Origin of the sequence: Amazonocrinis nigriterrae CENA67, from assembly GCF_016056305.1 — a bacterium.
Taxonomy (GTDB): Bacteria; Cyanobacteriota; Cyanobacteriia; order Cyanobacteriales; family Nostocaceae; genus Amazonocrinis; species Amazonocrinis nigriterrae.
This window is the reverse complement of sequence record NZ_JAECZC010000021.1, coordinates 56,182-69,568: the sequence shown is the minus strand read 5'-3', so window position 1 is coordinate 69,568 and position 13,387 is coordinate 56,182. Positions and strand designations below refer to the sequence as shown.

Sequence of the window (13,387 nt, the reverse complement as noted above, 5' to 3'; positions counted from 1 at the left end):
AGGTGGGGAGCGGGAGGGATGGGGGGCCCGAGTTCCCCAATGCCCAATTCCCAATGCCCAATTCCCCATTCCCAATTCCCAATTCCCAATCCCCAACATCCAAAAGTCAATTACTGTTATATTTAATTCCTGTTATTGGCTTTTTCCCATCTCTGTGGATTCTTTATCGTCGTCAAGGAAATCGGGAACAACAAAGTGTTAGTCGTCTGTCTATTACCCTGGCATTTACTTGGTTATTAGGGTACGTGTTGTTAGCAACTGGAGCAGAAGCTTCAGAATTTTTTACACTACGTTTATTAATCCTTAATAGCTTTTTCACATCTGGTTACTTTTTGGTGAGTGTCTGGCTAATGTTTCGCCTAATGCAAGGTAAATCCCAGCGTTTACCAGGGTTTAGCAATTTTGCAGAGCGAGTGCTGGGTAAATACTTACCTTAATTTCTGTGAGCAATGGCACAGCTAGTATTATCACTGAAATGTCTATAAATAACAGATTAACTACTAGCAACTCTGGTCAAACCAGTTTATTGTTGTCATACTGCAATACAACATCTCCGGATTTGCCACAAAGAAGGAGAATTCCTGCTATAAGTGTTGTGGTTAACGCTTCTTTGTGAAACAGTCAGCACGATTCATTAAGAGTTAACTGCTATACCTTAATTTGTCTGCATATAATTTAGTCTACAAATTTACCAAATTTGATCAGTTAAATGTGAGGAAGTCTGTGACCAGTCAAAGAACTTCGACGGAAGGAAACCAATCGGCAAACGCCCCTAACCCAAAGGACAAAAACGAAAAGACCTCAAAATCTGGACGCTGGCTATGGTTCTGGGTAGGTATGAGTGGTATTGCAATGGTGTCAGCAACAGCAGGGGCACTGTTGGCGGTTTCTTTAACAAGTACACCGTTGCAGCAAGCCGACCTAAGTCCCCAAGAAGAAGCAGTCTTTGATGGCGATCGCATCTCTGGCGGTGGGTTACGATTTTCAGAATTAACTCGTCCCGTCAATATCTTACTTATGGGGATGAGTGTACTACCGCCAGATGTCCAAAATCCTCCCACAGAAACTAAAAATCTTAGATACTTACCTCAGGTAAATTCCTTTGATGGTCTTTCTGATGTCATGCTTTTGATGAAATTTGACCCAGAAAGCAAAAAAATAACTATGCTTTCTGTACCCAGAGATACCCGTACAGAAATCGAGGGGCATGGAATCAGAAAAATCAATGCAGCTAATGTTGAAGGTGGCCCAGCTTTGACTGCCAAAACTGTTAGTAATGTTTTGGGCGGTGTCGGAATTGACCGCTATATCCGAATTAATGTTTTGGGTGTAGGCAAGCTAATTGATGCTTTGGGTGGGGTGACAGTTTACGTCCCCAAAGATATGAAGTACCAAGATGATTCGCAACATCTGTATATCAATTTAAAAGCAGGCAAGCAGCATCTCAACGGTGACCAGGCACTGCAATTACTGCGTTATCGCCATGATGAACTGGGAGATATCGGTAGGATTCAGCGGCAGCAAATGGTGATCCGGGCTTTGATTGACCAAGCCCTCAACCCTGTAACGGTAGCTCAATTACCTAAAATTCTCAACGTCGTTAAAGAAAATATTGACACTAACTTAACAGTTGAGGAGTTAGTAGCGCTGGTAGGTTTTGGAGTGCGAACTAATCGCTCGAATATGGAAATGTTATTGCTACCAGGTCGCTTTAGCGAGAAGAACGAGTATGATGCTAGCTATTGGATACCTAATAAAAATGGTATCGCCAAACTGATGGCACAACACTTTGGCTTGGAATCAACAACTGAACAGCAGGAGACTGACCCAAGTACTTTACGAGTAGCAATTCAAGATAGCACAGGTGGCGATCGCTCTAACCTGCGACCTTTGGTGTTAGCTCTAGAAAAAGCTGGCTATCGCAATGTTTTTATATCTAAACCTTGGAGTGAACCTTTAGATGTAACTAATATTATTGCCCAAAAAGGAGATGGTACAAGTGCTGAATCAATTCGCAATGCTTTGGGATTTGGAGATGTGCGGATAGAAAGCACTGGTAATATCGACTCTGATATCAGTATTCAAGTAGGTAAAGATTGGTTACAACAAAAAGCTATCTTTGAACAGTCACCATAAATTTTAAATATTTGAAGTTGAAAATACTTTGTGCCTTAGTGCCTTAGTGGTTAAATATTTTTACCACTAAGACACCAAGACACAAAAATAAAAAGGGTTTTCATTCGTTCTAATGTACGTAGTTCATAAGGATTAATTAAACAAAAAGGCGTGAGGTTCGTACTCACGCCTTTTTATTAGGCATATCTTGATATCTCATTGATTAATCTTTCATTATCTACCAACTATCGGCTGTACCTTTTTTATAAGGTTCGCCTGTAAAAGGTTGTACACCAATATTAGGATAAGCATCATCATTAGGGCCAAAAATCCGCATTGCAGCTTCAGAAATATACTGGGTTATGTTAGCAATGATTTTGGTAATAAACATCATATCAGACTCCTTTTTGAGCCGCTAATAACTGTGATGTCTCTACTTTAGTTCTAATCTTCTTCCCTAGCTTTGATTCTCAATATATTGAGAATTTATGCAATGATAGTTCAGATATGTTTGCAATACTTTAGCTTATCTGGCAAGCAAACTTTTCCCTTTGATTCTAATTATAACTGAGCTATTGCAAGAAGGCATGGTGAGCAGGGGAGCAGGGGTGCAGGGGTGCAGGGGAGAAGGGGAGAAAGGGAGCAGGGGAGATGAAGGAGATAGTTCTTAACTCCTAACTCCTAACTCCTAACTCTGCACTTGAACAGGCTGGTGTTTTTGGATTTTGCAAAATTAATAAAATTAACTATTAAAAATAATTAAATAATAGCACAAATTACTGTTAAATTACTCTAAAGATAGTGTTTATCCGCTATTTATGAACTAAGTTTCCTCAGAGTTGACATTATTTATGGTAAAATTTACCATAATAAGAGAAGCATTCTTGAAAGGACGCTCTGACATGACAACTTCCTCTGACTTGGACAGCCACCAGAACCAAGAACTGAATCTCTCTGCGGCTGATTACAGCCTGCTTACTGACCTTTACCAGCTGACAATGGCAGCTTGTTACACAGGTGAAGGTTTAGAACAACGACGGGCAAGCTTTGAGTTATTTGTCAGGCGATCGCCAGAGGGTTTTGGCTATTTGATCGCTATGGGACTGGCGCAGGCGTTGGAATATTTAGAAAAATTTCGCTTTAGTGCCTCTCAAATAGCAGCTTTACAGGCTACAGGAATTTTTGCTGGGGCAAGCGATCGCTTTTGGTCACTTTTAGCTGAGGGCAAGTTTACTGGGGATGTTTGGGCAGTACCGGAAGGAACAGCCGTGTTTGCCAATGAGCCATTGTTGCGTGTAGAAGCACCACTCTGGCAAGCACAGCTAGTAGAAACTTATTTGTTAAATACCCTAAATTACCAAACTTTGATCGCTACAAGGGCAGCACGCCTACGTGATGTAGCAGGAGAACAAGCAACGCTTCTAGAATTTGGTACAAGAAGGGCATTTAGTCCCCAAGGTTCTTTGTGGGCGGCGAGGGCAGCATTGGCAGGTGGGCTGAACGCCACTTCCAATGTGTTAGCGGCGCTACAACTGGGACAACAGCCAAGTGGTACGATGGCTCACGCTTTGGTGATGGCACTGTCAGCAATGGAAGGAAGTGAAGACCAGGCTTTTAGCGCATTTCACCTTTACTTTCCAGGTGCGCCATTACTAATTGATACTTACGATACCATCGCCGCGGCTCGGCGGTTGGCTGAGAAAGTCAATTCAGGGGAAATGAAATTAAGTGGAGTGCGGTTAGATTCTGGGGATTTGGTTACTTTGTCCCAAGAGGTGCGATCGCTACTTCCTGGCGTATCAATTTTTGCCAGTGGCGACTTGGATGAATGGGAAATTGCCAGACTCAAAGCAGCGGGTGCAGAAATTGATGGCTATGGGTTAGGAACGCGATTAGTTACAGGTTCACCTGTAAATGGAGTCTACAAACTTGTAGAAATCGATGGTATCCCAGTCATGAAAACGTCGAGTGGCAAATTGACTTATCCAGGGTGCAAGCAGATTTTTCGGTCGTTTGCAGCAGGTAAGGTGAAAGCTGACAGGTTGGGGTTAGTCACAGAAAGCCCTGTGGGTGAAGAAGCTTTGTTACAAGTGGTGATGAAACAAGGTGAACGAGTGCAACCACCAGAAAGTTTAGCAACAATTCGCCAACGTACTGCCGCCTCGGTTGCCAGTTTACCAGAGGAAACACGACGTTTAGATCATCCTGTTTCTGTGCAGGTGGAGATTTCAAGGGCGTTGCAAGAGTTGACTGAAGAGACGGAGAAACGAACCACAGAAGCACAGAGGAAAATGGTCAGACTAAATCTTGAAAGTATTCATTGAACAAGTAACAGGTGAAGTATTGAAAACAGCTTTTAGCAAAACTTTTTTCAGTCTGTCTTAATTACGAATTACGAATTACGAATTACGAATTACTATGAGAATTGCTTTATTTGGTACTAGTGCCGATCCGCCAACTACCGGACATCAGGAGATTTTAAAGTGGTTATCTGAGCGTTATGATTGGGTGGCAGTTTGGGCAGCAGATAACCCTTTTAAGTCCCATCAAACATCTTTAGAACATCGGGCGGCAATGTTGCGATTGTTAATTGCAAATATGGATACACCATTGCACAACATTGCAGTGGAACAGCAATTAAGTAGCTGGAAAACACTGGAAACGGTGGAAAAAGCGAAAGCACATTGGGGAGAAGATGCTGAGTATACGTTGGTTATTGGTTCTGATTTACTCACTCAGTTAGCCCGTTGGTATCGAGTTGAAGATTTGTTACAGCAAGTGCAACTGCTGATTGTACCGCGTCCAGGATATGCCATAGATGAGCCTAGCTTGGAGGCTGTGCAAAAGCTAGGAGGAAAAATTGCGATCGCCAGTCTGACTGGTTTAGATGTTTCCTCAACAGCGTATCGTGACCACGGAGATACCGAAGCCCTCACACCTCCTATTGTTGCTTATATTCATCGAGAGCATTTGTACAAATGCCAGGACGCAATCACAAAAAGATTTCAACTGCTTTAAATCAACAACCTTTGGCTGATTTCAAAGTTGGTGTTGATAATGTAATTTTTTCTGTAGATACCACACAGAATCGGCTGCTAGTTCTGTTAGTAATGCGGCAGCAAGAACCATTTTTAAATTCTTGGAGTCTTCCTGGTACTTTGGTACGTGAAGGAGAGTCTTTAGAAGATGCTGCTTATCGGATCATGGCAGAAAAAATTAGGGTTAAAAATCTATATTTAGAACAGTTGTATACATTCGGTGGCCCTAATCGTGATCCACGGGAAGCAAGTGATAGTTATGCTGTGCGTTATCTATCAGTTAGTTACTTTGCCTTAGTCAGGTTTGAGGAAGCAGAATTGATTGCTGATGGTGTCACTGGTATTGCTTGGTATCCAGTCAAGCAAGTACCACAATTAGCTTTTGACCATAATGAAATTCTGGCCTATGGACACAGGCGTTTGCGAAATAAATTGGAATATAGCCCCGTGGCTTTTGAAGTCTTGCCAGAAACATTTACATTGAATGATTTATATCAGTTATACACTACAGTTTTAGGGGAAAACTTTGCCGATTATTCTAATTTTCGAGCGCGTCTACTCAAATTAGGTTTTTTATGCGATACCGGAATAAAGGTATCACGCGGTGCTGGTCGTCCGGCTAGTTTATATAAGTTTGACGCTGAAGCTTTCGCCCCCCTTAAAGACAAACCTTTAGTATTTATTTAAAAAAGTCAAAAGTCTTTGTTAAGAATTACAACTGACAACTGACAACTGACAACTGACACTGACAACTGACAACTGAAAAATACAATGAAAATCGCGATCGCTCAACTTAATCCGACAATTGGTGACTTACCAGGAAACACCCAAAAAATTTTGGAAATAGCACATCAAGCAGCAGCCGAAGGTGCGCGTTTATTGTTAACTCCAGAACTTTCTTTATGTGGTTATCCACCGAGAGATTTGTTACTAAATCCTACTTTTGTGGAAGCAATGGGTGTTACTTTACAAGAATTGGCGAGAGATTTACCACCAACATTGGCTGTATTAGTAGGAATTGTTGAAGAGAATACTAAAGCACATATTACTGGTGGTAAAACTTTATTTAACAGTATAGCTTTATTAGAATCAGGCAAAATTAAGCAAGTTTTTCATAAGCGTCTTTTGCCTACTTATGATGTCTTTGACGAAAACCGCTATTTTGAACCAGGTTTACAAGCTAATTATTTCACTTTAGACAATATCGAGATTGGCGTAACTATTTGCGAAGATTTATGGAACGATGAGGAGTTTTGGGGGAAACGTAGTTATGCAGTAAATCCTATTGCTGACTTGGCAATTTTAGGCGTGGATTTAATTGTTAATTTGTCTGCCTCACCTTACAGTGTAGGCAAGCAGCGCTTTAGAGAAGCAATGCTCAAGCACAGTGCTGTGCGTTTTCAAAAACCTGTGATTTATGCAAATCAGGTAGGGGGAAATGATGACTTAATTTTTGATGGTCGTAGTTTTGGCTTAAATCATCAAGGTGAAATTATCTGTCGTGCCCTTGGTTTTGAAAGCGATTTGGTGTTAGTTGAATTTGACGAAGTGCAGCGGGATTTGCAATTAAATTCCATAGCACCTGAGTATGAATCAGAAGAAGAAGAAATTTGGCAGGCTTTGGTTTTGGGAGTAAAAGATTATGCCCGCAAGTGCCGCTTTGATAAAGTAGTGCTAGGTTTAAGTGGAGGAATTGATTCTGCACTAGTAGCTGCGATCGCTGCTGCTGCACTCGGTAAAGAAAATGTCCTCGGTGTCCTCATGCCTTCCCCTTACAGTTCAGAACATTCTGTTAGCGATGCTGTAGCATTAGGCGAAAATTTGGGGATTAAAATTGATATTTTACCCATAGGCGAGTTAATGGATGGTTTTGATAACTCCTTAGCCGAGTTATTTTCAGGAACAGAGTTTGGCATCGCTGAAGAGAATATTCAGTCGCGAATTCGCGGTAACTTATTAATGGCGATCGCTAACAAATTCGGCTATCTTTTGTTATCTACTGGCAACAAGTCAGAAATAGCAGTGGGTTACTGTACCCTCTATGGTGATATGAATGGGGGTTTAGCAGTAATTGCCGATGTTCCCAAAACCCGTGTTTATGCACTTTGCCATTGGTTAAATCGCAATGGTGAAATCATCCCGCAAAATATCCTCACCAAAGCACCCAGCGCTGAACTCAAACCAGGTCAAGTTGACCAAGATTCTCTACCACCCTACGAAGTTTTAGACGATATCTTGCAACGCCTGATTCACGACCACCAATCAGCCGCCCAAATAGTCGATGCAGGTCACGACGCAGCAATTGTCAACCGAGTTATCCAAATGGTAGCCCGTGCTGAATTTAAGCGGCGACAAGCACCCCCCGGATTAAAAATTACCGATCGCGCTTTTGGTACTGGTTGGCGAATGCCAATCGCTAGTAAGTGGGTTGGTATCAAAAATGCCTATCAAACCGCCAACGTCCCTACCCCTACCTTCGTTCCATAAAAATAGTCAGTTGTCAGTCCAAAAATATTTACAACACATGAATCGGCTGTACGCCCCTACAGCCGATTCATGTGTTGCAAATCTTTTTGGAATTGGTATTAGATCTGATTGTTTCGATAAAACCTAGACACAAAGCGAAAAGTCGAGCCAGTGCGAACAATCGCGCTTGCGTCGGAAAGCAACTGGCGTCGGAGCGGCGGCTTCCGCCAATCTGAACTTTTCAAGACAAAGACTTTTTACTCAGTCCCCAGCTATACCTTTCTCTTTCTTGGCGTACTTGGCGTGCTTGGCAGTTCGTTCTTTAATATTAAGTAAACCTTAAATTTTAGGGTGCGTTACGTGCTGCTTTAACGCACCCGATTTTGACTCAGAATTTGGACTGTACGCTGTCAATTTAAGCTTTAGAAACCAAAACCTGTTTGTGGGAGTTTTCCATGAAAAATTTAACTTTTTCCGAGATTGGATCTTCTCGAAGGGATTGAAGCTAACCCATATTTGCAAAAACCTTATTCAGACCTTACTGATGCTCAGGTCTTTCCTAACCCTTCATTATTCAGTCACAGCATACATCAAGGTTGCTCTAGCCACTGCATAACTTTAGGTATGACTCTGGCTGCTTGTTGTTCTTGAGCTTAATTCCGTCATTGATAGCTATCAACTAACAGCCTATCGATTATACTGATTTCATCCCCCTAACTCTCGTAACATGGCATCTACCCTGGCTACTCCATCCATGTCATTCTGTTTTTGGTATAAGAGACGAGCTTTTTGCAGCACAGTATTTGCTTGTTTGATTTGGCGTCGCTGTTTATACATAGAAGCCATAAACTCATAAGTTTGGGCATTGTTCTTGTTAAGGCTAATTGCTTGATCGTATGCCCACATGGCTGCTTCATAATCTCCCAAGCGAGCTTGAGTGACACCCAATCCTATATAAGCATTAACATGGTTGCGGTTGAGTTGTATGGCTTTACGGTAAGCTTCTTTGGCTCCAGCAGTATCACCTAAATTACCTTTGATATAACCCACAGCATAGTAAAAATCACTGTTATTGGGGTCGATCGCAATAGCACGACGATATGAGGCTAGCGCCGACTGGTAATTTCCTTGTTGAGCGTATAAGTAGCCTATGCCAGAATGAATTTTGGCATTTTTGGGGTCTAGGGAAGCGGCTCGTTGATAGACAGCGATCGCCCCATTATAGTCGCCAGCATCCACCAGCCTCCGTCCTTCCTCTAAGGTTTCCTTTAACTGAGAGTTTTTGGCTTGCGAGACTAGTACCTGAGCCTGAGCTACTGAGGGGATGGTAACAGTACAGCACCCTAATAACAGTACACTAGCTATGAATGAAATGCGTTTGTACACAGTATAATTCCTGAAATTTTAGAGCAGTTTTTTTCTTGTACATTAAAACAAAAATCTTGATTTTTGAAAACTGTATTTATGCAGGTTTATAAAATATTAATAAATCTCAATTTTGATACTTAAATATACTACAAAAGGCTAAATTTTTTACTAAGTTTTAGATTCATCAGTATAAATTATTAAGTATACCCCGCAGATTAATCTATAATTGAGAAAAAAATATCTTTCGACCTCAGTAGTTTTTACATTTTCTGACCTAAATAGACAAAAGGTGAACTTTTAATACTAAGTGTGCAATATCAATTACTTATAATCATGGATTTAATCAACCGTGATCTATGTATCTAATTTTCACATTTTTTATCTAAAATCGTTCATTGTGTTCAGGTAATTATCTAGATAAGATGCATCCAAATGCAAAATGTTCCTGAACAAGCTGCTATACACTGTGTTTTACCCAAGAAAATGTCTCAAGCTAGAGTGCATTTACTAGCTAAATCTAAAATACTCTTAGAAAATGTTTATTAAGTCTGTTTGTACCTCACGCCAAACGAAAAGACTGGCTCTATGAACAAAGCCTACTAACTCAGGCTTGATTGAGGTATAAAAACTAGAGTATATACTTTGTTTATCATATCTGTTAATCGTTAAGGCATAGTTATAAATACCTTCATCAGAGACACCCATGAACGTTATTTACAATACAGGATAAAAATTATTGTTACCTACTTCCTATTCGCTATTTTTATATGAGATGTCAGTTCATGTACTATTTGCGAGGCTAATTTATGATTTTAACTACAACTGATGTAATTCAAGGAGCAGTTATTGAGTCATATCTAGGTATTGTGACGGCAGAAGTCGTTTATGGTAGCAACTTCCTGCGGGATTTTTTAGCCAGTATTCGCGATGTGATTGGTGGACGCACCGGCAGCTACGAGCGTCTATTTGAGCAGGGTCAGCGCAAAGCAATAGCAGAGTTAGAACAACGAGCGCAGCGTTTAGGAGCAAACGCTGTGATTGGCATAGAAATTGATACGGGTACAATCAATGTTGACCAGTCAGGAGTTTTGTTGTTAATTACCGCCACAGGTACTGCTGTAAAAATGCGTTAATTTTTTCATTATCATGACTTAGTTTATAGTCTTTTGATAGGGATAATAGGTAATAGTTTAGTTAAAATCACCTCTTATCCCTATTAGGAAAATAATTAATATTACTTCAGTATTGTACTTATTAAATTTTCATTTAAATAGAAAAATTATATACCAATACTAAGTTTTTGTTGAAAAACAATAAATATTTTTATCCCATCTCTAATCTAGACTTTATTAATTCTACGTTAAATAAATCTATATTAACGATATATATACTTGAATTTATCCATAAAATAAACTATTGATAAAAGTTAGAAAATCATTAACAATCAAGATAAATTACTTTTTGTAAAAGTCTATAATTTTCCTACCAAAGATAGAGGAAATATATCTTTCTGCTGATAGATATAAAAATAGAAATTTCACAATTTAATCAGTAAAGATAAGCATGAATATATCTGAATCAAAAACTTTGCTAAAGCAGAGCAGTGGAGCGAATAAGCTATGTCATACGTAAATCGTGTAGGTGATGAAGTTATTACTGATCCGGCAGTAGCAAGTAGAGTAGTTGAATACCATGACCGTGTTCGCTGGGGCCCTATAATTTCGGGTGTATTGGTTGCTTTGGCTACTCAATTAATTCTGAGTTCTTTGTTTGGGGCAATTGGAGCAGGTAGTGTTGCAAACTCAGGAGCGCCCAGAACAATTGCACCCAATGTTGCAGGTAATGTGGGGCTTTGGTCAACCATAGCCTTGTTGATTTCCCTATTCATTGGTGGCTGGATAACCAGCCGTGCTTGTGGGCCAATGAATCGGAATACCGCCTTACTTAACGGTGCTATTTTTTGGGCTACTACTTTAGCGCTTAGCTCTTGGCTATTGGCAAGTGGAGTATCAGGGGCGTTTGGTATTGCTGCTTCTAACGCTGGAGAAGTCATCAATCAAGTGCAACAACCAGGTACGGCATTACCAAAAAATGTACCAAATCTAACTGCTGAACAAGCTCGTGATATTGCTACTGCAACCTCAAGAGCTTTGTGGTGGTTCGTATTTGGTTCTTTGCTGGGTTTGGCTGCATCACTTATGGGAGCTATTGCTGGAGTTCGCAGTCCTCGCACTAGCAGTCACATTAGTTAAGAAAGCATACTTAAGATATTTTTTGTAAAACTAAATAATAGGAATTTTAAAAGCACCTTTTTCAAGGTGCTTTTTGTAATTTAACGTTGACGTTTATAGCGTCCGATTAAATCTGCTTTCGCCAAAATATGACTTTCTATTGCTGTTAATATTTGGTTTTTCGTAGCACCTGCTGGCAAACTTAACTCTTGATCTAGTGCATAAATTTTGAAAAAGTAGCGATGGATACCACTAGGTGGACAAGGGCCACCATAACCTAACTTGCCAAAATCATTTTTTCCCTGCACTCCACCATCAGGTAAAGGCTTAACAGCCGCAATTTTTTCTGGTAACTGACGAATTGTAGCTGGAATATCGTAAACGACCCAATGAACGAATGTTCCTCCAGGTGCATCAGGGTCATCAACAATTAATACTATGCTTTGTGTTCCTTTGGGGACTTCATCCCAGATAAGAGGTGGGGAAATATCTGCTCCATCACAGGTATATTTTGCAGGAATTAAACCATTCGCATCAAAGGCAGTGCTTTCTAATTTCATGGTTTTCACCTCCTGTTTTGATTGACTACTCTTAGTCGGACTGATTAGGGTGTTGCCATTTTTAACTTCTCTACAACTAACTAGAGATAAACCTACTAATCCACATGTAGCAATCGTTTGACCTATAAAAAATCGCCTGCCACTCATAATTAATAGTAATTCATTTCACTTATGAAAGCGCTACTTAAAGGAATAATCAAAATGAAAAAACTTGCTTACTTCATATATATAAATTGAGAAATCAAGCAAATTTTAAGACTTATTCATGATAGTTAATTTTTATTAAGCTGGGTTACCGATTAATATTTTCTGTTAAATCTTATGTGCGATCGCCTACAATTTCACCACTTGAGAAATGAAGCTTCAATTCCCTGTTCTCGCTTAATCTTGGCATCTTTTTCAAACCAGGCAATCACTTGCTGGGTTGTCAAATCTTCAATAGCAACATTGTACTCTTGGGCAATATGTTTCAAGAGTTTCAGTGATGAAATAGTCAATCTTGCTAAAAATTTTTCTGGGGAAGACAACAAAGCCGCATCTACTTTTGCGGATTCTTCTAAGGTTAAAAATTGTGTTGATGGTTGTTGTGGTACATCCATAAATTGGATATCAAACTTAATAAAATAATGACCAATGGAAAATTGAGAATACTAACCAGTAAAATATCTTACATCAAATTACTAATCATGAACTAAATTAAATGTAAACAAAAATTTATTCATGAGACTTTTGTTTTCTGGGTTGCATTAAATAGCCACAACGATGTTCACCATTGATAATCCAGTGAGTGCGTTCTACAGTACAGTCTGGTAAGACTGCGGCAAACATTTCTAATTCATGACCACAAATAGTAGGGAAAGACTCAGCAACGTTGGAAATGGCACAGTTATGCTCTATAAATATGAAGCGTTTGCCATCTGAAGAGTCATCCAAATCTACAGCGTGGTATTCTGCCATGAAACCTTCAGCTTTTCTCAGTTGTACTAAGTTTTCCACACGTTCTTGCAGGGAACCTTGACCCACGCGATCGCGGTACTCTTGTGCCTTGCGCTCCCATTGTTTTTGTAAAATTGATTTGAATTGGTCATGTCCTACCGTTTCTGCTAAAGTATCAAGCAAAGAAACAGCAAATTCACCGTAGCGATCGCTCGTTGACGGTTGCAGGCGATCGCGTCCTTGACGACTCAATTGATAAACGTGCTGCGGACGCCCCATCCCCCCCTGCACTATTGACGAGTACAAAACTAAATCCTCCGCCTCCAAATCCTTGAGATGACGGCGAATCGCTTGGGGGCTGACATCTAAAACTTCAGCTAGCTCAAAAGCTGTTGCTTGTGAGTGTTTCAGAAGATACTCCAAAATATCTTGCTTGGTTGAGGACTGGTGGGTAGTCGCCATCTGAGTCCCAAAAATTTTTCAGAAAAATTGACTTTAACAACAATGTTGTTGTTAATCTAGCTTAAAATGAAGATACATTAAACAACATAGTTGTTGTTTTATTCTCCATCCTTATTCTAACAGCCGTGTAACCCCTCGGTAACGCGATATGGAAATCGGAGTAAAAGCCCGTCTCCATCCTTTATAGAGATTGAACTGAACACGAGAGATT

At 40.1% G+C, this 13,387-nt stretch carries 13 protein-coding genes; 8 read left to right on the top strand and 5 right to left on the bottom strand.

Going from position 1 to position 13,387, the window contains the following annotated elements:
* Nucleotides 1-53: 53 nt before the first annotated feature.
* Nucleotides 54-437 (top strand): hypothetical protein, encoded by a 384-nt coding sequence (locus I8748_RS13635; protein ID WP_198125119.1) that lies wholly within the window; start codon nucleotides 54-56, stop codon nucleotides 435-437.
* A 286-nt stretch (nucleotides 438-723) separates the two neighbouring features.
* The gene (locus tag I8748_RS13630) at nucleotides 724-2,136 is read left to right on the top strand and encodes an LCP family protein (protein WP_198125118.1); all 1,413 of its coding nucleotides are present in this window, start codon (nucleotides 724-726) and stop codon (nucleotides 2,134-2,136) included.
* 217 nt (nucleotides 2,137-2,353) lie between these two features.
* Here I8748_RS13630 and I8748_RS13625 read toward each other — a convergent pair whose 3' ends face one another.
* Nucleotides 2,354-2,509, bottom strand: coding sequence for a hypothetical protein (locus I8748_RS13625; RefSeq protein WP_198125130.1), 156 nt, complete (start codon nucleotides 2,507-2,509; stop codon nucleotides 2,354-2,356).
* Between the two features lie 508 nt (nucleotides 2,510-3,017).
* On the opposite strand from I8748_RS13625, the gene I8748_RS13620 reads away from it, so the two are divergent.
* From I8748_RS13620 to I8748_RS13605, 4 genes are all read left to right on the top strand, one after another.
* Complete coding sequence (locus tag I8748_RS13620; protein ID WP_198125117.1) at nucleotides 3,018-4,439, top strand: nicotinate phosphoribosyltransferase; 1,422 nt, start codon at nucleotides 3,018-3,020, stop codon at nucleotides 4,437-4,439.
* Between the two features lie 94 nt (nucleotides 4,440-4,533).
* Nucleotides 4,534-5,133 carry a nicotinate-nucleotide adenylyltransferase gene (locus tag I8748_RS13615; RefSeq protein WP_198125116.1) on the top strand — a complete coding sequence of 200 codons (600 nt, stop codon included), beginning with the start codon at nucleotides 4,534-4,536 and terminating at the stop codon, nucleotides 5,131-5,133.
* Nucleotides 5,094-5,840, top strand: coding sequence for an NUDIX hydrolase (locus I8748_RS13610; RefSeq protein WP_198125115.1), 747 nt, complete (start codon nucleotides 5,094-5,096; stop codon nucleotides 5,838-5,840). The genes I8748_RS13615 and I8748_RS13610 overlap by 40 nt, the downstream gene beginning before the upstream one ends.
* Before the next feature lie 84 nt (nucleotides 5,841-5,924).
* Complete coding sequence (locus I8748_RS13605) at nucleotides 5,925-7,640, top strand: NAD+ synthase (protein WP_198125114.1); 1,716 nt, start codon at nucleotides 5,925-5,927, stop codon at nucleotides 7,638-7,640.
* A 684-nt stretch (nucleotides 7,641-8,324) separates the two neighbouring features.
* Here I8748_RS13605 and I8748_RS13600 read toward each other — a convergent pair.
* Nucleotides 8,325-9,005 carry a tetratricopeptide repeat protein gene (locus I8748_RS13600; RefSeq protein ID WP_198125113.1) on the bottom strand — a complete coding sequence of 227 codons (681 nt, stop codon included), beginning with the start codon at nucleotides 9,003-9,005 and terminating at the stop codon, nucleotides 8,325-8,327.
* Between the two features lie 788 nt (nucleotides 9,006-9,793).
* On the opposite strand from I8748_RS13600, the gene I8748_RS13595 reads away from it, so the two are divergent.
* Together I8748_RS13595 and I8748_RS13590 are read left to right on the top strand one after the other, a co-directional pair.
* Nucleotides 9,794-10,120: a YbjQ family protein gene (locus I8748_RS13595; protein WP_096558705.1), complete on the top strand. Its 327-nt coding sequence runs from the start codon at nucleotides 9,794-9,796 to the stop codon at nucleotides 10,118-10,120.
* Nucleotides 10,121-10,606: 486 nt separating this feature from the next.
* Nucleotides 10,607-11,239: a hypothetical protein gene (locus I8748_RS13590; protein WP_198125112.1), complete on the top strand. Its 633-nt coding sequence runs from the start codon at nucleotides 10,607-10,609 to the stop codon at nucleotides 11,237-11,239.
* Between the two features lie 80 nt (nucleotides 11,240-11,319).
* On the opposite strand, the gene I8748_RS13585 is transcribed toward I8748_RS13590, so the two are convergent.
* The 3 genes from I8748_RS13585 to sufR all read right to left on the bottom strand — a co-directional run bounded on the left by I8748_RS13585 (nucleotide 11,320) and on the right by sufR (nucleotide 13,176).
* Nucleotides 11,320-11,778 carry a YbhB/YbcL family Raf kinase inhibitor-like protein gene (locus I8748_RS13585; RefSeq protein ID WP_225896402.1) on the bottom strand — a complete coding sequence of 153 codons (459 nt, stop codon included), beginning with the start codon at nucleotides 11,776-11,778 and terminating at the stop codon, nucleotides 11,320-11,322.
* A gap of 341 nt (nucleotides 11,779-12,119) precedes the next feature.
* Nucleotides 12,120-12,377, bottom strand: a complete 258-nt coding sequence (locus I8748_RS13580) for a hypothetical protein (protein WP_198125110.1) — start codon at nucleotides 12,375-12,377, stop codon at nucleotides 12,120-12,122.
* Between the two features lie 115 nt (nucleotides 12,378-12,492).
* Complete coding sequence (sufR, locus tag I8748_RS13575; protein ID WP_198125109.1) at nucleotides 12,493-13,176, bottom strand: iron-sulfur cluster biosynthesis transcriptional regulator SufR; 684 nt, start codon at nucleotides 13,174-13,176, stop codon at nucleotides 12,493-12,495.
* Nucleotides 13,177-13,387 lie beyond the last annotated feature (211 nt).

What these genes read in the sequence shown, in the direction of transcription:
- I8748_RS13635 (WP_198125119.1), top strand. Translation starts at nt 54, where the DNA reads ATGCCCAATTCCCCATTCCCAATTCCCAATTCCCAATCCCCAACATCC.
- I8748_RS13625 (WP_198125130.1), bottom strand. Translation starts at nt 2,509, where the DNA reads ATGATGTTTATTACCAAAATCATTGCTAACATAACCCAGTATATTTCT.
- I8748_RS13620 (WP_198125117.1), top strand. Translation starts at nt 3,018, where the DNA reads ATGACAACTTCCTCTGACTTGGACAGCCACCAGAACCAAGAACTGAAT.
- I8748_RS13615 (WP_198125116.1), top strand. Translation starts at nt 4,534, where the DNA reads ATGAGAATTGCTTTATTTGGTACTAGTGCCGATCCGCCAACTACCGGA.
- I8748_RS13610 (WP_198125115.1), top strand. Translation starts at nt 5,094, where the DNA reads ATGCCAGGACGCAATCACAAAAAGATTTCAACTGCTTTAAATCAACAA.
- I8748_RS13605 (WP_198125114.1), top strand. Translation starts at nt 5,925, where the DNA reads ATGAAAATCGCGATCGCTCAACTTAATCCGACAATTGGTGACTTACCA.
- I8748_RS13595 (WP_096558705.1), top strand. Translation starts at nt 9,794, where the DNA reads ATGATTTTAACTACAACTGATGTAATTCAAGGAGCAGTTATTGAGTCA.
- I8748_RS13590 (WP_198125112.1), top strand. Translation starts at nt 10,607, where the DNA reads ATGTCATACGTAAATCGTGTAGGTGATGAAGTTATTACTGATCCGGCA.
- I8748_RS13585 (WP_225896402.1), bottom strand. Translation starts at nt 11,778, where the DNA reads ATGAAATTAGAAAGCACTGCCTTTGATGCGAATGGTTTAATTCCTGCA.
- I8748_RS13580 (WP_198125110.1), bottom strand. Translation starts at nt 12,377, where the DNA reads ATGGATGTACCACAACAACCATCAACACAATTTTTAACCTTAGAAGAA.
- sufR (WP_198125109.1), bottom strand. Translation starts at nt 13,176, where the DNA reads ATGGCGACTACCCACCAGTCCTCAACCAAGCAAGATATTTTGGAGTAT.